This window comes from Pseudarthrobacter sp. NPDC092419 (genome assembly GCF_044755045.1).
Taxonomy (GTDB): Bacteria; Actinomycetota; Actinomycetes; order Actinomycetales; family Micrococcaceae; genus Arthrobacter.
The window spans coordinates 195,531-215,612 of sequence record NZ_JBIVQF010000001.1 but is presented as its reverse complement, the minus strand read 5'-3'; the positions used below and the strand labels follow the sequence as shown (position 1 = coordinate 215,612).

Here is a 20,082-nt window from a genome sequence, read left to right as displayed (position 1 = left end):
GGTCAATCCTTTCATGAACCGAGCAGCGAGGCCGCCAGCCGGTCCAGGTCCGCAGCGGCCTCGGCATGCCCGCGGTTGGCCTCAGCCACCCGCACCACCTCGCCGATGACCAGCACCGCAGGGTTGCTGCACCCGGTCGCGGCGGAGGCGATGGTCCCCAGGTCGGCGATCGTGGTGCGCTGCCCGGGCCGGTAACCGCGTTCGACGACGGCCATCGGCATGTCCGCTCGCATACCTGCCCGCCGCAGCCCGGCAGCCAGCTGGTGCAGGGTTCCGATACCCATCAGCACCACGATGGTTCCGCCCAGGCCGGCCAGGTGCCGGTGTTCCTCCTCGGTCAGCGGCGCGTGCCCGGAAACCACGGTGAACATGTGGCTGACTTCCCGGTGCGTGACCGGAATGCCCGCTGCTGCCGGCACCGAGATGGCGCTGGTGACGCCGGAGACCACGCGCACCTTCAGCCCGGCAGCCACGCAGGCAGCCACTTCCTCGCCGCCGCGGCCGAACACATACGGGTCCCCGCCCTTGAGCCGGACCACGTTGTTGCCCGCCAGGGCGCTGTCCACCATGAGCTTTTCGATGTCGCGCTGGCTGACCTTGTGGTGTCCGGGTTTCTTCCCCACGTCCACGAGCTCGGCCGAGGTGAGGGACGGCAGTTCCTGGTACGGGGCCAGCCGGTCGTAGAACACCACGTCGGCGTCGCGCAGCGCGGTGACGGCCGCAACCGTCAGCAGCTCAGCGGTGCCGGGCCCGCCGCCCACCAGGGTGACGTGCCCCGGCGCGCCGGCGGCCGGTTCGGCCGCCACGGGAATTCCGGCTTCCCCGCACCTGGCGAGGAGGGGCTCCCAACCCGGCTGGCCGTCGTCGACCGCTGCCACCAGGAAGGGGTGCTCCGGGAGGGGGCCGTCCAGCGGTCCGCCGTGCGGGGTGCTCAGGCGGTGCACGACGGCGCCCGCGGCTTGGTAGCGCCGCACGGCCTGGCGGGCGGCGGCCGGGGAGCCGGTGACCAGGACGTCCCGGCCGGTGAGATCGATGCTGAGCTGCATGGCTACGCCTCGTTTCCGATGGTTTCCGGTGCTCCGGGGCGCACGCCGATGGAGGCCCCGAGCAGGACCTTTCCCTTCTCTTCCGGCGTAGCGGGACGCATCTGGCCGCGCTCGTCCGGGACAAAGGTGATGGAGTCGTCCTTCTGGTCGGGGGCGTTGACGAAGGACCGGAACCGGCGGAGGCGTTCCGGGTCCTTGAGGGTGTCCGCCCATTCGTCCACGTAGGTGTCCACGTGCTTGGCCATGGCGGCTTCCAGGTCCGCGGCAATGCCGAGGGTGTCCTTGACCACCACGTCCTCAACGTGCCTGATGCCGCCGTCAAGCTCTTCCTGCCAGCGGGCCGTCCGCTGCAAACGGTCCGCGGTGCGGATGTAGTACATGAAATACCGGTCGATGTACTTGATCAGCGTTTCGTCGTCGAGGTCCTTGGCGAGCAGCTGTGCGTGTGCAGGCGTTGCACCGCCGTTGCCGCCGACATACAGGTTCCAGCCGTCCGCCGTGGCGATCACGCCCACGTCCTTGCCGCGGGCCTCGGCGCACTCGCGGGCGCAGCCGGAAACACCCATCTTGAGCTTGTGCGGACTGCGCAGCCCGCGGTAGCGCAGCTCCAGCTTGATGGCCATGGCCACCGAATCCTGGACGCCGAACCGGCACCAGGTGGAGCCGACGCACGACTTCACCGTGCGCAGGCTCTTGCCGTAGGCCTGGCCGGACTCGAAGCCGGCGTCCACCAGTTCCTTCCAGATCTCCGGCAGCTGTTCCAGCCGGGCGCCGAACATGTCGATCCGCTGGCCGCCGGTGATCTTGGTGTACAGGCCGTACTTCTCGGCGACGGCGGCGATGACGCCGAGCTTCTTCGGGGTGATCTCACCGCCGGCGATGCGGGGGACCACCGAGTAGGTGCCGTCCTTCTGCATGTTGGCCAGGGCGCGGTCGTTGGTGTCCTGGAGCGTGCCGCGGCCGGCGTCCAGCACGTAGGCGCTGTTCTGGCTGGCCAGGATGTTGGCGATGGTGGGCTTGCAGATGTCGCAGCCTGCGCCGGAGCCGTACTTGGCCATGATCTCTTCGAAGGAGCTCAGTTCCAGGACACGGATGGCGTCGAAGAGTTCCTGCCGGGAGAGTTCGATGTGCTCGCACAGAGCCTTGGAGACCTCGACGCCGGACTTGGTCAGTTCGGTTTCCAGCAGCTTCTTCAGCATCGGCACGCAGGAACCGCACTGGGTGCCGGCACGGGTGCAGGCCTTCAGCTCCCCGAGCTCCTGGACCGGAGCGTTGCCCTCGCAGGTGCCGCAGCCGTTGACGGCATCGCGGATGCTGCCGGCGGTCACGTTGTTGCAGGAGCAGAGCGTGGCGTCATCGGGCAGTTCGGTTTCGGGGGCCTCGCCGCCGCCTGCGGCGCTGAGGAACGCGCCTGGCTCGGCGGGGAGTTCCCGTCCCAGCAGCGGGCGCAGGCTCATGTACGGGGAGGCGTCGCCCACAAAGATGCCGCCCAGGAGGGTCTTGGCGTCGTCCGTGGTGACGATCTTCTGGTAGACGCCGCGGGCGGGGTCGGCGTAGACGATTTCCAGGGCGTGCTCGGTCTTGGCGAAGGCGTCACCGAAGCTGGCCACGTCCACACCCGAGAGCTTGAGCTTGGTAGCGGTGTCGAACCCGGGGAAGGTGGCATCCCCGCCGTGGAGGCGGTCCGCGACGATTTCGGCCATGGTGTTCGCCGGCGCCACCAGGCCCAGGCACATGCCCCCGAAGTTGGCCACTTCACCGATGGCCCAGATGCCCGGTACCTCGGTGGCGCAGAAGTCGTTGATGACCACCCCACCGCGCTGGCCCATGCTGAATACCTGTTCCTCGCCCTCGGCGGCGCGGAAGAGTTCGTCGCGGGGGCGGACGCCGATAGCGACGATCACCATGTCGGCGTCGATGATCCGCCCGTCTGCCATAAGGACCCCGGTGACCTGGCCCCCGCCGTCGGAAAGCACTTCGGACGGGAAGACACCGCCGTGGACCTCAAAGCCCTTTTCCTTGATCAGGCGGCCCATTGCCTGGCCCGCGCCCTCGTCAAGCTGCGTGGCCATTAGCCACTGCGAGCCGTCGATGACGACCGGGGTAGCGCCCAGCTGCTCGGTGCCGGCGGCGGACTCGAGGCCGAGCAGGCCGCCGCCGATGGTGACTGCCCTGACTTTGCGGCCCAGCTTTTCGCTGAGTTCCGCGATGGACTTGTTGATGGCCCACACATCCTCAAGGGTCCGGTAGACGTGGGTCAGTTCGTTGCCGGGGATGGGAAGGCGTGCCGCGTTGGAGCCCGTCGCGACCACCAGTTCGTCGTACGCGAACGTGTTGCCTGCAGCGGTCTCGACTGTCTTGGCCCCAGCGTTGATCTTTACCACGCGCTCACCGGTCTTGAGCTCCAGCGATCCGTGGTCCCACATGGACGCGTCACCCAGGGTGAGGTCGTAGTCCATGTCGGTGAGGGCCTTGGAGAGCGCAACCCGGTCATAGGGGAGATGGGCTTCCTCGGTGAGGACCGTGACATGCCAGCCCTCGAGCCCACGGGCATGCATGGCGTCCACGAAACGGTGGGCCGCGGGGCCGCCGCCGGCGACGACGATGCGGCGCGGAGTCTCTGTGCGGGAAGTCTGTTCGGTCACTGGAGGGCCTTTCGCAAGGGCTGCCGGCGGTTCTGCAGCCTTCTTTGTCGAGTGTCCATTCAGACTAGGGAGCCGCAGTTTCGCTTCAGTTTCCCGATTGTTTCGCAGACTTAACTTCTGCATCACGAACGCGTTTCCGGCCGGGTGAGGTGCCTTTTACCCGCCGGACACATTCACTGCATGCCCCTGAAACACCCCGGTCCTACCGTGGAAGACGGCTGCACTGACGGCCACTGCAACCAGCAGGCACGGACCACCACCACGGGGAGAGGAGCCGGACATGACGGCAACACTGGAATTTGGGGCACTGGCTACCGGTACTGACGCGGCCGCCGGAACTGCGGGCTGGCACCGGGTGTGCCCGGTGACGGACCTCGAACCCGCATGGGGCGAGGCGGCACTCGTTGCCGGTCGCCAGGTGGCACTGTTCCGTACGGGGGACAGGGTCTATGCCGTCGCCCAGGAGGACCCGGCCACGGGTGCGCACGTCATGGCGCGCGGCATCCTGGGTTCGAAGGGCAGCCGCCTGACGATTGCCTCGCCGCTGCACAAAGAGGTCTACGACCTGGAAACCGGGCAGTGCTTCAGTACGCCCGGCCTTGCCCTGCCCACGTTCCGCACCCGTCTTAACGACGGCTGGGTGGAAGTGGAGCTCTAGAGCCCCAACGCCTCACTCACGTCGCGCAGCACCTCGTCCAGGGCTGCCCGGGCCGCCTGCCGCGCCCCGGGCAGTTCCGCGGCGGAGCCCACTTCCTGGATGACCTCCAGGTAGCACTTGAGCTTCGGCTCGGTGCCACTGGGACGGATGATCACGCGGGTGAGGTCGCGGGTGATGTAGAGCAGGCCGTCCGTGGGCGGCAGTTGCTCCGAGCCCTCGGCCAGGTCGGTAAACACCTCCACAGCCGATGAGCCGAACGATTCCGGCGGGGACACCCGCAGCCGGTTCATCATGGCGTCCAGCAGGCCCAGGTCTGCCACGCGGATGCTCAGCTGGTCGCTGGCGTGCAGGCCGTGCTGCAGGTAGAGCTCGTCCAGCGTGTCGAACACGGTTTTCCCGGCTGCCTTGGCGGCTGCGGCCAGTTCCGCGATCAGCAGCGCGGCCGAGATGCCGTCTTTGTCCTTGACCAGCTCCGGAGCCACGCAGTAGCCGAGGGCTTCCTCGTAGCCGTAGACCAGGCCGGGGACCCGCGAAATCCATTTGAACCCGGTCAGGGTTTCCTCGTGTGCGTAGCCCGCGGCGGTTGCGATACGCGCCAGCAGGCGCGACGAGACGATCGAATTGGCGAACACGCCGCGGTTCCCTTCACCGGTTTCGCCGGATCGGGTGCCGCCTGCGGCCGCGGCATCCGCTGCTGCCAGGCGCGCCGCCACGTGGGCGCCCAGCAGGGAGCCAACTTCATCCCCGCGGAGCATGCGCCACTCGCCGGTGTCAGGGTCCTTGGCTGCCACGGCGGCCCGGTCAGCGTCAGGATCGTTCGCGATGACGATGTCCGCATCCAGCCGGCCGGCGGTTTCCAGGGCAAGGTCCAGGGCGCCGGGCTCCTCGGGGTTGGGAAAGTTGACGGTGGGAAAGTCCGGGTCAGGTTCGGCCTGTTCGGCGACGAGTGTGACGTCATTGAATCCCGCCGCGGCCAGGACGGCCAGGGCAGTTTGCCCGCCCACGCCGTGCATCGGAGTGAGCACGACGCGCAGGTCCCGGGCGGGAAAGTGCTCAGGCCGGGCGAGCCCTGCCGTGTCGTGCAGGTACCCGGCGGCAAGGTCCTCGCCGAGGACTGTCCACCCGTCCGGAGCCAGCGTGATGGAATCGGGCGGCCCGACGGCGTCGATCCGCGCGGCGATTTCGGCGTCGTAGGGCGCAACGATCTGGGCCCCGTTGCCGCTGTCCGGGACGGCGTGCCGCCCCAGGTAGACCTTGTAGCCGTTGTCCTGCGGCGGGTTGTGGCTGGCGGTGACCATCACGCCGCCGTCGCACTCCAGCGCCCGGACGGCGTACGCCAGCACGGGAGTGGGAAGCGCCGCGGGCATCAGGAAAGTCTCGATGCCGGCAGCGGTGAAGATGGCGGCGCTCTCCCGGGCAAAGATGTCGGAGTTGTGCCGGGCGTCGTAGCCGACGACGGCGCGCGGCCGGGTTCCCGGGGATGCGTCGCCCACCGTACTGACCAGGAAGTCCGCGAACCCTGCCGCTGCGCGGCGCACCACCACGCGGTTCATCCGGTTCGGGCCGGGGCCGAGGGCTGCCCGGAGTCCTGCCGTGCCGAACTGGAGCGTGCCGTTGAAGCTGTCCTGGAGTTCCTGCAGCGCTGCCGGGACACCGTCTTCTGCGAGCCGGAGCAGGTCGCGCAGGGCCGCGGCGGTGGCGGGATCGGGGTCCTGGGCGGCCCATCCGCGGGCTTCGTCGAACAGGCGGAGGGCGGCATCGGAAGACGTCATGGTCCTAACGCTATCGTCATTAGCCCGCCGCCTGCTGCAACACGTGCCGTCGGGGACAGGCTGCCGCCACATTGAAACGTGAACGGGCTCACATTTTTCCCGATCATGGGCTACACTCCTATGGTCAGACCATAGTGGTCTGACCAAACAAGCTTCCGTTCGTCCCCTCAACGTGGAGGAAATCCATGGACAATCTGGCCGTTCTGGCTCCTTTAGCTTTGGCGCCGATCCTCGTGGTCGGCGTCCTTCTGGCCGGCCTGCGCTGGCCAGCGAAATTCGCCATGCCCGTGGGCTACGCCGTTGCGGTGATCGTAGCGCTGCTGGTGTGGCGGATGGACTTCACCGGCATCCTCGCGGCCTCCCTGGAAGGACTCATCACCGCAGGCACCATGCTGTACATCGTCTTTGGCGCACTGCTGCTGCTGTCGACCCTCACGGTCAGCGGCGCGATGTCGGCCATCCGGGCCGGCTTCAACAACATTTCCCCGGACCGCAGGGTCCAGGCGATCATCATCGGCTGGCTCTTCGGCAGCTTCATCGAAGGTGCTTCCGGGTTCGGAACCCCGGCTGCGGTGGTGGCACCCCTGCTGCTGGCGCTTGGCTTCCCTGCCATGGCCGCCGTCATGGTGGGCCTGGTCATCCAGAGCACCCCGGTGAGCTTCGGCGCCGTCGGCACCCCTATCATCATCGGCGTCGGCCAGGGACTGGGCGGCGACCCCGCCGTCGCTGCGCGCGTCAGCGTCCTGGGCCTGACCATGCCCGAGTTCATCAGCTCCATTGGTTTACAGGTCGCCTCCATCCACGCCCTCGTGGGCCTGCTGATTCCACTGATTCTGGTCTGCATGCTGACCGGCTTCTTCGGTCCGGAGAAGCGTTTCCGGGACGGCCTGGCCATCTGGCCGTTCGCACTCTACGCCTCGGTGGCCATGACGATCCCGTCTGTCCTGACCGCACGGTTCTTCGGCCCCGAATTTCCGTCGCTCTTTGGTGGCCTGATCGGCCTCATGCTGGTCATGTTCACCTCCAGCCGCGGCTTCCTGATGCCTCGGGAAACGTTCGACTTCGGCCCGCGCTCCACCTGGTCCGAGCGCTGGACGGGATCCCTCGAACCGGCCAAAGCTGCAGACCTCAGTGCCCCCATGGGTGCTGTCCGCGCGTGGGCACCCTACGTGCTGATGGCGCTGCTGCTGGTATCCACCCGGGTGATTCCGGAACTGAAGACGTTCCTGGTGGGGCTCGCAGTGCCGGTCAAGGACATCCTGGGCTCAGGCATCAGCACCAGCATCCAGCCGTTCTACCTCCCGGGCTTCGTGCTCATCCTCGCCTCGGTCTTCGCTTTCGTCCTGCACCGCATGAGCGGCCGGCAGATTGCCCGGGCGGTCAAGGTATCCGCCAGCCAGCTGGCGGGTACAGCCGTGGCGCTGATGTTCGCGGTGCCCCTGGTCCGCATCCTGATCCAGTCGGGACCGGAACTAAATGCTTCCGGCCTGTCCAGCATGCCGGTCACCCTGGCCGAGGGTGCCGCCGCGGTGTCCGGTGGAGCCTGGCCCCTGATCGCGCCCTGGGTGGGCGCGCTGGGAGCCTTCGTTGCCGGATCCAACACCGTGTCCAACCTGACGTTTTCGCAGTTCCAGTTCTCCACCGGCGCCCAGATCGGGGTCCCGCCGGAGGCGGTCGTGGCGGCCCAGGCCGTGGGCGGCGCGGGAGGGAACCCGATCTCCATCCACAACATCGTCGCCGCGTCGGCTACGGTGGGCCTGCTGGGCCGGGAAGGCGACCTGCTGCGGCAGACAGTCCTGGTGACCACGTACTACTGCCTGGCCGGCGGGATCGCGGCGTTCCTCTTCATTCATGGCTTCGGCTTCAACGCGGGCACCGTCCTGCTGGTCCTGCTCCTTGCCGGACTTGCCCTGCTGGTCCGCTGGATGTGCCGGCAGCAGCCTTCCCGCGCAGTGCACCGGCAGGCTGCGGAAGCTGTCGGGCGCTGACATCCGCCGCAGGGGATCCACAGGGCGCGCCGGCTGTTGCGTAAGGTGGGATGGCCGGATGCTGCGAGGCAACCGGCCATCCCTGCAATAAGGTAGGCGGAACAGTTGCCCTGCCGCGGAAGGAACCAGAGTGACAGCCGGAGAAGCCGGTGCGGCCCCCCGCGGCCGCACGCACGACGCCCTCCTGAAGGACATCGAGGCGGACCTCCGCTCGGGCAAGATCAAGCTGGGCGACCGGCTTCCGGGCGAGCGCGCGCTGGCAGAGGCCTACGGCATTTCCCGGGCGTCCGTCCGTGAGGCGATCCGCGTGCTCGACGCTATGGGCGTGCTGCGCCGCTCAGTGGGATCCGGACCCACGTCGGGCGCCATCGTCATTTCCGATCCGTCGGTGGGGCTCTCGTCCGCCCTGCGGCTGCATGTGGCCAGCAGCAGGCTTCCGGTGGCGGACATCGTGGAGACCCGCATCCTGCTGGAGACCTGGTCCGCCAGGGCGGCGGCAATACGGGAGAACTCCGACCAAGACCTGGCGCAGGCCGCCGATCTGCTGCGGGCCATGGACAACACAGACATCGACCGGGCAACATTCCACGAGCTGGACGCCCGTTTCCATGTGGCGCTCAGTTCGCTGGCGGGCAACGCCGTGGTGGCCACGATGATGGAGTCCCTCAGCGGGTCCATCGTGGGATACGTCAAGGGCGCCATGGGGGCCATGGCGGACTGGCCGGAAGTCCTTGCCATACTGCGGTCACAGCACCACGGGATCTTCGACGCAGTGCGGGCCCGCGACGGCGACCTCGCTGCGCGCCTGCTGGAGAAACACATCGAATGGTTCCACCGGCAGGCCAAAGCGGCCACCGCCCCGCCCCAGGACAGCGCAGAGTCACCTCCGGCCGGATAACGCGCGCCGTCATGGGCCGGGAGCGACCCCGTGTTGCGGTTAAAGCCGGGCGATGATCCCTGCCAGCAGCTTGGAGATCCGGGGGCCGGCCGCCTGGCCGGACTCGATGACCTCCTGATGGCTCAGCGGCTGCGGACTGATGCCGGCGGCAAGGTTGGTGACCAGCGAAATCCCGAACACTTCCATGCCCGCATGCCGGCCCGCGATGGCTTCCAGGGCCGTCGACATGCCGATCAGGTCCGCACCGATGCGCTTGGCGTACTGCACCTCGGCGGGGGTCTCATAGTGCGGGCCCGGGAACTGGGCGTAGACCCCCTCGGCGAGGGTGGGATCGACGTCGCGCGCCACGCCCCGGATCCTTGGCGAATACAGGTCGGTCAGGTCCACGAACGTCGCGCCTTCCAGCGGTGACGTGGCCGTCAGGTTGATGTGGTCGCTGATCAGCACCGGCGTGCCGGGGGCCCAGTCCTCGTTGAGCCCGCCGCAGCCGTTGGTGAGGACCAGCGTCTTGCAGCCCGCGGCGGCAGCCACGCGAATGCCATGCACCACGGAACGGACACCCTTGCCTTCGTAGTAGTGCGTCCGCGCGCCCAGCACCAGGGCGCGCTTGCCCTCAGCGGTCAGGACGGAGCGGATGGTGCCCACGTGGCCTTCCACGGCGGGTGCATGGAAGCCGGGCACCTCCTGCGCGGACAGGGTGGCGGTGGTTTCGCCGATCAGGTCGGCGGCTTCACCCCAGCCGGAGCCGAGGACCAGGGCGACGTCGTGGCTGTCCACGCCCGTCTCCTCGGCAATGTAGTCGGCGGCGGCGCGCGCGGCGGCGAAAGGGTCCGTGTTCAGGAAGTCTGTTGTACTCACTGGTACAAGTTATCCTGCCGTTCCCCGTGCGCCCACCCCGGAAGGCCCGGGATTCTTGGCCCTCCGGCCCCGGATGGGCGAGAATGGTTGATTGTGACTACGCATCCAGATTTCAGTTCGCCCCGGATCGCAATCCTGGGAGGTGGTCCGGGCGGATACGAAGCCGCCATGGTGGCCGCCTCGCTCGGAGCGCAGGTGACCATCATCGAGCGCGCAGGCCTGGGCGGTTCCGCAGTCCTCACCGACGTGGTCCCTTCCAAGACCCTGATCGCCACGGCTGACCTGATGACCCGCGTGGGCGAAGCGGGGGAGCTGGGCGTGAAGTTCGACGTCGACGGTGGAGACTTCGTGCCGGTCATGCGGGCGGACCTCAAGCACATCAACGACCGCCTGCTGAACCTGGCCCGCAGCCAGTCCCGGGACATCCACGACGGCCTGGAGCACCAGGGCGTCCGCATCCTGGCGGGCTCCGGCCGGCTCCTGGACAACCACACCATTGAGGTTCTCACCGCGGACGGCACCGAGACCGTGGAAGCGGACACCATCCTCCTGGCTGTCGGCGCGCACCCGCGCGAGCTGGCCACAGCCCGACCGGACGGCGAGCGGATCCTGAACTGGACGCAGATCTACAACCTGGACGAGCTCCCTGAGGACCTGATCGTGGTGGGCTCCGGTGTGACGGGGGCCGAATTCGCGTCCGCATACAACGGCCTGGGCTCCAAGGTCACGCTGATTTCCAGCCGCGACCGCGTCCTGCCCGGCTCGGACACGGACGCTGCTGTGGTGCTGGAGGAGGTCTTCGAGCGCCGGGGCGTGCGGGTCCTCTCGCGGTCCCGCGCGGAGTCGGTGGAAAGGACGGACGAGGGCGTAGTGGTCACCCTGGGTGACGGCACGAAGGTCACCGGCAGCCACTGCCTGCTCTGCCTGGGCTCCATTCCCAACACCGCGGGCATCGGCCTGGAGGAAGCCGGCGTGGCCGTCAGCGAAAGCGGCCACATCAAGGTGGACGGCGTCTCCCGCACCACAGCGCCGAACATCTACGCCGCCGGTGACTGCACCGGGGTCCTGCCGCTGGCCTCGGTGGCCGCCATGCAGGGCCGCATCGCAGTGGCGCACTTCATGGGGGACACCGTCACGCCGCTGAAGCTGCACCAGGTGGCGTCGAACATTTTCACGTCCCCCGAAATCGCCAACGTGGGTGTCTCCGAGGCGGAGATCGACGCCGGCAAATACCAGGGCGACATCATCAAGCTTTCGCTGCGCAGCAACGCCCGCGCCAAGATGCGCAATCACCGGGACGGCTTCGTCAAGATCTTCGCCCGCAAGGGTTCAGGAACCGTCATTGGCGGCGTGGTGGTGGGTCCGAACGCTTCCGAGCTGATCTTCCCGATCGCCATCGCCGTGAAGCAGAAGCTGCATGTGGACGATGTGGCGAGCACCTTCACCGTTTACCCGTCGCTCACCGGATCCATCTCCGAGGCTGCCCGCCGCCTGCACGTGCACCTGTAGGCACCTGCCGGCAATTCCGGGAACCAGCACGGGCAACCGGTGTCGGCCCCGAGACCTGGGGCCTGCCGGGTTTTTCAGTGGCCACCCTCCTCAAGGAATGCCTCCGGGTAGGGGAAGTTGTGCCCGTTGCAGAGCATGCCGGGGCTGGGGGCGTAGGCCTTCAGCCCCAGTTTCACGATCTGGCCATAGGACTGAACGCGCCCGCCCTCGGGGTACTCAGCGTTCGGGTCGTCGTTGAGTCCGGAGAACGAACAGATGGAGTTTGCGTGGTCCGGGCCTTTTTCGACCTGGCCCGCGGCCAAAGCCGGCCCTGCCTGCAGCCCGAGCAGGGCTGCTGTGCAGATGGCGGTTCCAAGCAGTGAATTCTTGCGCATGGGATTCCTTTGCCTCTCGAGAGCTTCAGGCCGCAGGCGCTGCAGTCGGGTGCAAGCCTTGGCCCTGCCCAGCGCAGGCCTGCTACCTCGGGGCCGGATCAGGCCCGTGGCCGCATTTTACTGTGGGCAGGACGGCCGGGGAAGAGCCTGTGCTTGGCGGCGGCGGGAGGACGCGTGCGTCCCGCGGACGCCGTTGGAGGTCGGTACCTTCGGCCCTATGGCGGGGCGTCACCGGAGCCACACACTGGGTGCATGGTTGCAGTAGGGACATCGGCTGCGTGGGCCGGACGGCGCGGCTTCGCCGCAGCGATGACGACGGCGGCACTTGCCGTGTCCTTGGCCGCCTGCTCCCAACCGGCCGGCCAGGGCGGTCCGGGGTCCGCGCCGACAGCCAGCACGGACGCGGCCGGAGGAGGAACCGGCACGGGCAACCCTGCCTGTGACCTCATCACCCCAGAGATCGCCGGTAAGGTGGTCCCGGATCTGAGTCCGGTGGGCCAGGGTGGCGGGGCCAGGCCGCCGGGCAGCGAAGCGTATCTGTGTTCCTACTCCAGCAAGTCCGATTCCGGGTCCGTTGCCCTGTCCGTGGCGCTGACGTCGCCGGCATCGGCGGCGGACGTGGCTGCCGCGAAGTCGGCCCCGGACTGTTCGCCTGTCGCCGGGATCGGGGATTTCGCCTGTCTGCAGTGGACCGGGTATTTCCGGGGCGAGGCCGGCGGAGCATCGGCCAACGTGGTCCTGCATGCCGTCCGCGGCACTGAGGTCCTGGAAATGCCGTATGTTGTTTCGCCACCGATGGCGGGCAGCGTTCCCGACGGGAACGCAATGGCCCGCGCAGTATCCCAGGCTGCGATTGACGCCGGCTGGGGGAACGGGACGCCTCTCAACGTTCCCGCTGCACCCGCGGTGGGCCCGCCGGACTCTACCAACAATCCCGTCTGCGCCCTGCTTACCGCAGCCGAAGTGAGGCAGGCGTTCGGAGCGTCCAAGGAGCCGCAGGTGCTTCCCGGAGAAGTCAGTTGCCGGTACACCTTCGGCAACCTGGGCACCCCGGGCCCGGACTCTCTGATCTTCACCGTGGAAGTGCTCGAGGCAACCGGCCCGGGCCCCGACGCTCCGGCCATGGAAGGGGAAAGCATTGCAGGCCTCGGGGACAAAGCGGTCTTCCTGGCCAGGACCGAACCAACGGGCTCCAAATCGTTCCGTCCGGCGGCGAATGTGCCCACCACCGTCATGTACATCCAGGTGACCAAGGGCCGGACCCTCGCCACGTTCGTTGCCGAGATCCTGATCTCCCCGGCAGGACCATCCGCAGAGCAGACCAAGCAGCAATTCATCGCGTTGGTCCGGAGCGCCAGGCTCTGACGCAGCATCGGCGCGGTCACGCGGCGGCTGGGGAGAAGTGTTTCTCGATCAGGCCCCTGATGTCATCGTGGCAGCCGCCGCAACCCGTGCCGGCGCGGGTCGACTTGGAGACCTCGCCCACGGTGGAGCAGCCCTCCGCGACGGCGTCCGCGATAGTGCCGCCGGCTACCCCGGCGCACCGGCAGACGGTTACGGCCGGATCGGCCCCGGAAGCCGCAGCCGGCTGGTCCGCGCCGTCCAGGCGGAGCAGCAGGGAACGGTCCGCGGGCAATTCGGCCGACCGCTCGAACAGCCCCACCAGCTCCGCGGCGGTTCGTGGCATTCCCACAGCCACGAGGCCTTCAAGAACGCCGCCGCGGGTGGTCATCTTCACGTAGCGGCCGTGTTCGGGGTCAGCCCACTGAGCCACCTGAAGCCGGGGACGCCCGTCCACTGCCCCGGCGGTGAGCACTTCCTCGTCCCAAGGGTCGGCGCTGTTGTCCCCGGCCACGGCCAGGTTCATGCCGCGGGCCTTGAGGACGATCACGCCCGGCTTTTCCGCGGGCAGCTCAGGAAGCAACCCGGCTTCCTCCGGCAGGTCGGAGGCCAGCAGGGTCAGGTACTCCGCCAGCCATTCGGCCTGGCGCCAGCCGGGACCCACCAGGCCGGACGGACCCTTGGCGTTGCGGCAGGCCGCGCAGTCCGGGTCCGGGCAGCGCACCTCCGCGCAGTCGCCGATGGCGAAGATGTGCGGCTCATGGTGGGCGCGGAGCCGGTGGTCCACGAGGATGCCTGCAGCGGTGGACAGCCCGCAGCCTTCGGCGAGTTCCGTCCGGGGACGCACCCCGCATGAGATGACCAGGAGGTCGCCGTCGATCGCCGAACCGTCGTCGAGCAGCAGCGCCGAGAATCCGCCGTCGGGCGCGTTGTGCTCAACGCCGGTGGATCGCGCGTTTCCGGCCATCCGGACGCCGCAGCGGCGCAGCCCTGCCGCCAGCACGGCGCCGCCGCCGCGGTCGATGTTGCGTCCCAGCGGGTGCGGGCCGTTGTGGACCACCGTGACGGTGGCGCCTTCCTCGGCCGCGGCGAGGGCTGTTTCCAGCCCCAGGACCCCGCCGCCCAGGACCACCACGCGCTTGCCGCCGTCCACCGCCCGCCGGAGCACGTCGGCGTCGCGAAGGTCGCGCAGGGCCGTCACGCCCGCCGGCAGGACCGGGGAGGTGGGGTCCGGGTTGATGCCCGTCAGGTTGGGGATGACCGGACGCGAACCGGTGGCGAACACCAGCCGGTCATAGTGGACGGAATCGCCACCGGACAGCAGGACCTGCTGCCGGGCGCGGTCCACCCGCCGGACCCGGACGCCCAGGCGGACGTCAACGCCCTCGGCCACCAGGGCGGCGGCGTCGGAGAGGGCGAGGGCGTCGGCCGTGGTGCGGCCAACTCCGAGGTCCGCCACCAGGACGCGGTTGTAGGCGGCTTCAGCTTCCTCGCCCACCACGGTCAGTCCCACGTGCCCGGCACGTACGGCGGGGAGGAGTTCGTCAACCAGCCGGGCAGCCACCGGGCCGAATCCAACAATGACAACCTGCTCGCTCATGAGGCCTCCGTCGTTTGAAGCATTTTGCTGGACAGGGGTGCAGCCACGGCCTGCACCCAAACCTTGTTGAATTTGAACTCAGGCATTCCGGACGTAGGGTCCGTGGCGGCCTCTGTCAACCGGTTTGCGCTGCCCAGGCCGGGGAAGTGGAACGGCAGGAAGACCGTGTCCGGCCGGATGTCGGTGCTGAGCTCGGCCTTGCACACCACCTCGCCGCGCTCGTTCGCCACGGACACCAGGGAGCCGGCCGTGATGCCCATCGCCTCGGCGGCCGCGGGGTGGACCTGGACCATCGCCTCGGGCTGGGATGCCAGCAGTTCGGTGACACGGCGTGTCTGCGCACCCGACTGGTAGTGCTCCAGGAGCCGGCCGGTGATGAGGGTCATGGTTTTCGCTGCCGGGTCAGGGCTGGCGGCAAGCGTTCGACGGCGGCGGGGGACCACGGGGGTCATCACGGCTTTGCCGTCCGGGTGGGCGAAGCGGTCCCGGAACAGCCGGGGCGTGCCCGTGCTGCCGGCAGGGTAGGGCCAGTAGGCGGCTTCCCCGCGGTCCAGCATCGCGTAATCGATGCCTGAGTAGTCCGCCAGGCCACCGGCGGAGGCGAGGCGCAGTTCCTCGAAGACGGTTTCGGGGTCCTCGCTGTACGTGGACGGGGCGTCCAGCCGCTCCGAAAGCCGCGCCATAATCCACAGTTCGCTGCGGGCACCGGCGGGCGGGGCCAGGGCCCGGCGGCGGCGAAGGACCCGTCCTTCCAGGTTCGTGAGGGTGCCTTCCTCCTCGGCCCACTGGAGCACCGGGAGGATGAGATCGGCCTCCGCGGCGGTCTCCGACATGAAGAAATCGCAGACCACCAGGAAGTCCAGGCTCCGCAGGCCGGCGGTCACGGCGTTCGCGTCGGGGGAGGCCACCACCACGTTGGAGGCGTGGATGAACAGGCACCGGACGCCGTCGGGCTGTCCCAGCGACTTCAGCAGCTGGACCGCCGGCAGGCCGGGACCGGGAATGGTTTCCTCCGGAACACCCCAGACGCGGGCCATATGGGCGCGGGCGGCGGGGTCGGTGATCTTGCGGTAGCCGGGCAGCTGGTCGGCCTTCTGGCCGTGCTCGCGGCCGCCCTGGCCGTTGCCCTGGCCGGTGAGCGTGCCGTAGCCGCTGCGTGCGGACCCGGGCAGGCCCAGCAGGAGGCTCAGGTTGATGGCCGCGGTGGCGGTATCGGTACCGTCCGTGTGCTGTTCCACGCCGCGGCCGGTGAGGATGTAGCTGCCGCCCTGGCGGGCGCCGGCGGCAAGCCTGCGGGCGGTTTCCCGGATGAGGTCGGCGGGGACGCCGGTGAGGGACTGGACGCGTTCGGGCCAGAAGGAGTTGACGCTGCGGACCACGGCGCTGTAGCCCGCAGTGCGTTCCTCGACGAAGGCCGTGTCCACCAGGCCTTCGTGGATGACCACGTGGGAGATGCCCAGCAGGAGGGTGAGGTCGGTGCCAGGCAGGGGCTGGAGGTGCAGGCCGCCGCCGTCGGCCGTGAAGGCGGCCGTGGCGGAGCGGCGCGGATCCACCACAATGAGCCCACCGGCGTCGCGCGCTCCCTTGAGGTGCTGGACGAACGGCGGCATGGTTTCGGCCACGTTGGACCCGAGCATGAGGATGGTGCTGGCAGTGTCCAGGGCCTCCAGCGGGAAGGGCAGGCCGCGGTCCACGCCGAAGGCGCGCATTCCGGCGGCCGCCGCGGAGGACATGCAGAAGCGGCCGTTGTAGTCGATGCGCGAGGTGCGCAGGGCCAGCCGGGCGAATTTGCCCAGCATGTAGGCCTTTTCGTTGGTGAGCCCGCCGCCGCCGAACACGCCGACGGCGTCGGCACCGTAGCGTGCGCGCACGTCCCGGACGGCGGCGGCGGCCAGGTCCAGGGCGTGGTCCCAGCTGATGGGCCGGTGCACGCCGTCGGGACCTTTGAGGAGGGGCTCGGTGATCCGGCCCGGGTGGTTCAGGAGGGTTGCGGAGGTCCAGCCCTTGCGGCACAGGCCTCCCCGGTTGGTGGGGAAATCGCGTCCGCTGACCTCAAGGGCGGCAGGTGCCGCAGCCGCCGGGGCGGAGGAGTGCAGGGTGGGCAGGAGCGGCACGGGGACTGGCCCCGGCTGGGGAGCCGGGGCCAGTTCCGCTGGAGACGTGAGCGTCATGGCGCACTGCAGGGCGCAGTAAGGGCAGTGCGTGTCGGCGCTGTTGGTCATGTTAGACGTGTCCCATCGCATTTCGGTTGGCGTTGCGGATGTAGCAGAACCAGCAGACGGCGAGCATCAGGGCGTAGGCCGCGACGAAGCCGTAGAAGGCCGGGGTGTAGGAGCCGCTGGCCGAGTTCGATGCGTTCAGCACCTGCGGGATGACGAAACCGCCATAGGCGCCGATGGCGGAGATCAGGCCCAGTGCCGAGGAGGCCAGGCGCTGGGTGGCCACCGAGCTTGCCCCGGATTTCGCTGCCCGGCTGGAAGTGGCGAAGATGACCGGGATCATGCGGTAGGTGGCGCCGTTTCCGAAGCCGCTGGCGGTGAAGAGCATCAGGAAGAGGACCAGGAAGAGCCAGAAGTTCTTCAGCGGCAGGGTCCAGATCATGGTCAGGGTGATGACGCCCATCGCGGCGAAGGCGGTCACGGTCATCCGGGCTCCACCCATGCGGTCTGCCATGCGTCCGCCGTAGGGGCGGGCCAGGGAGCCCACCAGGGGGCCGAGGAACGCGAGCGACAGGGCGACGGTACCGACGGCGATCGAGGAGAACTCCGGGAAGTAGTCCTTGATGAGCTTGGGGAACACACCGGCGAAGCCGATGAAGGAGCCGAAGGTGCCGATGTACAGCAGCGCCATGATCCACAGGTGCGGTTCCTTGAGCGCCGCGACGGAGCCCGCCACGTCACCCTTGGCACTGGTGAGGTTGTCCATGTACTTCCAGGCGCCGAAGGCGGCGAGGAGGATCAGCGGGACCCACATCCAGCCCGCGATGGGCAGGTTGACGGTGCCCGCGGCCAGGAGCGTGATGGCGATCGGAACGGCGAGCTGCGCGACGGCGGCACCGACGTTTCCGCCCGCGGCGTTCAGTCCCAGCGCCCAGCCCTTTTCGCGGGCCGGGTAGAAGAAGGTGATGTTCGCCATGGAGCTGGCGAAGTTGCCGCCGCCGAAACCGGCCAGGGCGGCGATCAGCAGCATGACACCGAACGGCGTTTCCGGATTGGAGACACACAGGGCCAGGCCGATGGAGGGGATCAGGAGCAGCAGGGCGGAGACGATGGTCCAGTTGCGGCCGCCGAAGCGGGGGACCATGAAGGTGTAGGGGATGCGGAGCGTGGCGCCCACCAGGCTAGGCATGGAGATGAGCCAGAAGATTTCCGACGTGGAGAAGTTGAATCCGGCGGCGGGGAGCTGGACCACCACGATGGACCACAGCTGCCAGACGACAAAGCCAAGGAACTCGGCGAAGATGGACCAGTTCAGGTTGCGGCGGGCGATGGAGCGGCCTGCGGTTTCCCACTGCTCCTTGTTTTCGGCATCCCAGTTGGCAATCCAGCGGCCGGGACGGAAGTCCAGCGCCGTTGCGGTTGTGGGACGCGTTGCCTCGTCAAGGTCCAGGGAATGTCCGGCCCCGGCACCTGCGGTTCGGTCATCAGTCACGGCGTACCTCCTGTTTGGGGGATGTTGTTCCTCCAAGGTAGGGACGGCGCGTTTCACGGACCGACGCCCCGTGTTAACACGCTGTGACATTTGCCTATCTGCCGCCGCGGGCAGATGTGAGGGCTACGTGAGGCATCCGACGGCCTCTCCGTGTGGCCAGCGACACGCAAGTCCGCATTATGGACCTTTTGTCCATTGACTGGACGTCGACAAGTAATATCGAACTCTGGGTACTGCACCACACATGCATGCCGGGCTGATCAATGTCCGGCCGGTTTCTCACGAAAGTGCGCTTACATGTCATCACTCGAAACCTCAACGGAGCCGGGGTCGGCACAACCGGTCAACTCCAAGGGCAAAGTGATCTTTGCCAGCCTCATCGGCACCACGATTGAGTTTTATGATTTCTACATCTACGCCACGGCGTCCGTCCTGGTGTTCCCCAAACTGTTCTTCCCGCAGGCCACGGACATCAACGCGCTGTTGAGCTCGTTCGCCATCTTCGGCGTCGCCTTCATCGCCCGTCCGGTCGGCTCGGTGCTGTTCGGACACTTTGGTGACAAGTTCGGCCGCAAGGGCACTCTGGTCGCATCGTTGCTGACCATGGGAATCGCCACTTTCCTGATCGGCCTGCTGCCCACGGCGTCGCTGCCGGGTTGGGCCATCCTCGCACCGCTCATGCTGGTGGTGCTCCGCTTCGCCCAGGGACTGGCCCTCGGCGGTGAGTGGTCCGGCGCAGCACTGCTGGCCACCGAAAACGCCCCCAAGGGCAAGCGCGCCGTCTACGGCACCTTCCCACAGCTTGGCGCGCCGATCGGCTTCATCCTCGCCAACCTGCTCTTCATCTGGCTGAACTTCGCACTCACCCCGGAAGCGTTCCTCTCCTGGGGCTGGCGCGTACCGTTCCTGCTCAGCGCCATCCTGGTCATCGTGGGCCTCTACGTCCGGCTGAAGCTCGTGGAAAGCCTCTCCTTCCAGAAGGTCCTGACCGAGGACAAGGTTGCCAAGGTTCCGTTTGCGGCCACCCTCAAGAGCCACTGGCGCCCGGTGCTGGCCGGAACGTTCATCATGTTCGCCACCTACGTTCTGTTCTACGTCATGACGTCCTTCACGCTCACCTATGGAACCAAGCCGGCATCCGTCGAGGCTGCCCAGGCCGCGGCAGAAAAGGCCGGAAAGCCCATGTCCGCCGCCGAGGTGGCCGGTTTCGTCCCCGGCCTGGGCATCCCCCGCGGGGACTTCCTCTGGATGCTGATCCTCGGCGTCGTGTTCTTCGGCATCTTCACCCTGGTGTCCGGTCCGCTGGCTGAAAAGTGGGGCCGCCGGAAGTTCCTCCTGGGTGTCACCGCCGGCATCTTCGTGTTCGGCGTCCTCTGGTTCACCATGTTCGGCCCGGGTGCCGGCGCCGCCGTCGTCGGCCTCATCGTGGGCTTCACTCTCATGGGCCTCACTTTCGGCCCCATGGCCGCGATCCTGCCCGAGCTGTTCCCGGCCAACGTCCGGTACACCGGCTCCGCAGTGGCCTACAACCTGTCCAGCGTCATTGGCGCCGCACCGGCGTCGTTCGTTGCCATCGCGCTGTGGCAGGCGGCCGGCGGCGGGACCTTCCTGGTGGGCCTCTACATAGCCGCCGCAGCGGTGCTCACGTTCATCGCCCTGTGGATCACCCGTGAAACCAAAGACACTGACTACGAGAACAACGTAGCCTGACGCAGCTGTCCGGTCTTGGTGCGGCAATGCCC

14 protein-coding genes are annotated in these 20,082 nt (G+C 68.1%); 6 read left to right on the top strand and 8 right to left on the bottom strand.

Going from position 1 to position 20,082, the window contains the following annotated elements; all coding sequences use genetic code 11:
• Positions 1 to 11 precede the first annotated feature (11 nt).
• A complete protein-coding gene (gene cobA, locus ACIQC0_RS01020; protein WP_377215373.1) occupies positions 12 to 1,046 on the bottom strand; it encodes a uroporphyrinogen-III C-methyltransferase in 1,035 nt (344 codons plus the stop codon).
• Positions 1,047 to 1,048: 2 nt separating this feature from the next.
• Positions 1,049 to 3,691 (bottom strand): nitrite reductase large subunit NirB, encoded by a 2,643-nt coding sequence (nirB, locus tag ACIQC0_RS01015; protein ID WP_377215374.1) that lies wholly within the window; start codon positions 3,689 to 3,691, stop codon positions 1,049 to 1,051.
• Between the two features lie 280 nt (positions 3,692 to 3,971).
• Here nirB and nirD point away from each other — a divergent pair, with 280 nt between their 5' ends.
• Positions 3,972 to 4,349, top strand: coding sequence for a nitrite reductase small subunit NirD (gene nirD / locus ACIQC0_RS01010; RefSeq protein WP_377215375.1), 378 nt, complete (start codon positions 3,972 to 3,974; stop codon positions 4,347 to 4,349).
• Here the strand turns inward: nirD and ACIQC0_RS01005 are convergent.
• The gene (locus ACIQC0_RS01005) at positions 4,346 to 6,121 is read right to left on the bottom strand and encodes a phospho-sugar mutase (RefSeq protein ID WP_400532231.1); all 1,776 of its coding nucleotides are present in this window, start codon (positions 6,119 to 6,121) and stop codon (positions 4,346 to 4,348) included. The genes nirD and ACIQC0_RS01005 overlap by 4 nt on opposite strands.
• Before the next feature lie 185 nt (positions 6,122 to 6,306).
• Here ACIQC0_RS01005 and ACIQC0_RS01000 point away from each other — a divergent pair, with 185 nt between their 5' ends.
• Complete coding sequence (locus ACIQC0_RS01000; RefSeq protein WP_377215377.1) at positions 6,307 to 8,109, top strand: L-lactate permease; 1,803 nt, start codon at positions 6,307 to 6,309, stop codon at positions 8,107 to 8,109.
• Positions 8,110 to 8,239: 130 nt separating this feature from the next.
• Entirely contained in the window at positions 8,240 to 9,007 is a 768-nt protein-coding gene (locus tag ACIQC0_RS00995) for a FadR/GntR family transcriptional regulator (RefSeq protein ID WP_377215378.1), read from the top strand.
• Between the two features lie 39 nt (positions 9,008 to 9,046).
• Here ACIQC0_RS00995 and ACIQC0_RS00990 read toward each other — a convergent pair whose 3' ends face one another.
• Entirely contained in the window at positions 9,047 to 9,865 is an 819-nt protein-coding gene (locus ACIQC0_RS00990; RefSeq protein WP_377215379.1) for a purine-nucleoside phosphorylase, read from the bottom strand.
• Between the two features lie 93 nt (positions 9,866 to 9,958).
• Here ACIQC0_RS00990 and ACIQC0_RS00985 point away from each other — a divergent pair, with 93 nt between their 5' ends.
• Positions 9,959 to 11,374, top strand: a complete 1,416-nt coding sequence (locus tag ACIQC0_RS00985) for an NAD(P)H-quinone dehydrogenase (RefSeq protein WP_377215380.1) — start codon at positions 9,959 to 9,961, stop codon at positions 11,372 to 11,374.
• Positions 11,375 to 11,448: 74 nt separating this feature from the next.
• On the opposite strand, the gene ACIQC0_RS00980 is transcribed toward ACIQC0_RS00985, so the two are convergent.
• Positions 11,449 to 11,748 carry a hypothetical protein gene (locus tag ACIQC0_RS00980; RefSeq protein ID WP_400532230.1) on the bottom strand — a complete coding sequence of 100 codons (300 nt, stop codon included), beginning with the start codon at positions 11,746 to 11,748 and terminating at the stop codon, positions 11,449 to 11,451.
• A 252-nt stretch (positions 11,749 to 12,000) separates the two neighbouring features.
• Between ACIQC0_RS00980 and ACIQC0_RS00975 the strand changes: the two genes are divergently transcribed.
• Entirely contained in the window at positions 12,001 to 13,113 is a 1,113-nt protein-coding gene (locus ACIQC0_RS00975; protein ID WP_400532229.1) for a hypothetical protein, read from the top strand.
• A gap of 16 nt (positions 13,114 to 13,129) precedes the next feature.
• Here the strand turns inward: ACIQC0_RS00975 and ACIQC0_RS00970 are convergent, their stop codons facing one another.
• From ACIQC0_RS00970 to ACIQC0_RS00960, 3 genes are read right to left on the bottom strand one after another with little or no spacing between them, the layout of a single operon-like run.
• On the bottom strand, positions 13,130 to 14,689 hold the full coding sequence (locus ACIQC0_RS00970) for an FAD-dependent oxidoreductase (protein ID WP_400532228.1): 1,560 nt from the start codon (positions 14,687 to 14,689) through the stop codon (positions 13,130 to 13,132).
• On the bottom strand, positions 14,686 to 16,911 hold the full coding sequence (locus tag ACIQC0_RS00965) for a molybdopterin oxidoreductase family protein (RefSeq protein WP_400532227.1): 2,226 nt from the start codon (positions 16,909 to 16,911) through the stop codon (positions 14,686 to 14,688). Before ACIQC0_RS00965 ends, ACIQC0_RS00970 begins: the two co-directional genes overlap by 4 nt.
• Position 16,912: 1 nt before the next feature.
• A complete protein-coding gene (locus tag ACIQC0_RS00960) occupies positions 16,913 to 18,340 on the bottom strand; it encodes an MFS transporter (RefSeq protein WP_377215385.1) in 1,428 nt (475 codons plus the stop codon).
• Positions 18,341 to 18,637: 297 nt separating this feature from the next.
• On the opposite strand from ACIQC0_RS00960, the gene ACIQC0_RS00955 reads away from it, so the two are divergent.
• On the top strand, positions 18,638 to 20,050 hold the full coding sequence (locus ACIQC0_RS00955) for an MFS transporter (RefSeq protein WP_377215386.1): 1,413 nt from the start codon (positions 18,638 to 18,640) through the stop codon (positions 20,048 to 20,050).
• The last annotated feature ends 32 nt before the right edge of the window (positions 20,051 to 20,082 follow it).

Excerpts from the sequence above, each read along its gene's own strand:
- cobA (WP_377215373.1), bottom strand. The coding sequence starts at position 1,046 with ATGCAGCTCAGCATCGATCTCACCGGCCGGGACGTCCTGGTCACCGGC.
- nirD (WP_377215375.1), top strand. The coding sequence starts at position 3,972 with ATGACGGCAACACTGGAATTTGGGGCACTGGCTACCGGTACTGACGCG.
- ACIQC0_RS01005 (WP_400532231.1), bottom strand. The coding sequence starts at position 6,121 with ATGACGTCTTCCGATGCCGCCCTCCGCCTGTTCGACGAAGCCCGCGGA.
- ACIQC0_RS01000 (WP_377215377.1), top strand. The coding sequence starts at position 6,307 with ATGGACAATCTGGCCGTTCTGGCTCCTTTAGCTTTGGCGCCGATCCTC.
- ACIQC0_RS00980 (WP_400532230.1), bottom strand. The coding sequence starts at position 11,748 with ATGCGCAAGAATTCACTGCTTGGAACCGCCATCTGCACAGCAGCCCTG.
- ACIQC0_RS00975 (WP_400532229.1), top strand. The coding sequence starts at position 12,001 with ATGGTTGCAGTAGGGACATCGGCTGCGTGGGCCGGACGGCGCGGCTTC.
- ACIQC0_RS00970 (WP_400532228.1), bottom strand. The coding sequence starts at position 14,689 with ATGAGCGAGCAGGTTGTCATTGTTGGATTCGGCCCGGTGGCTGCCCGG.
- ACIQC0_RS00965 (WP_400532227.1), bottom strand. The coding sequence starts at position 16,911 with ATGACCAACAGCGCCGACACGCACTGCCCTTACTGCGCCCTGCAGTGC.
- ACIQC0_RS00955 (WP_377215386.1), top strand. The coding sequence starts at position 18,638 with ATGTCATCACTCGAAACCTCAACGGAGCCGGGGTCGGCACAACCGGTC.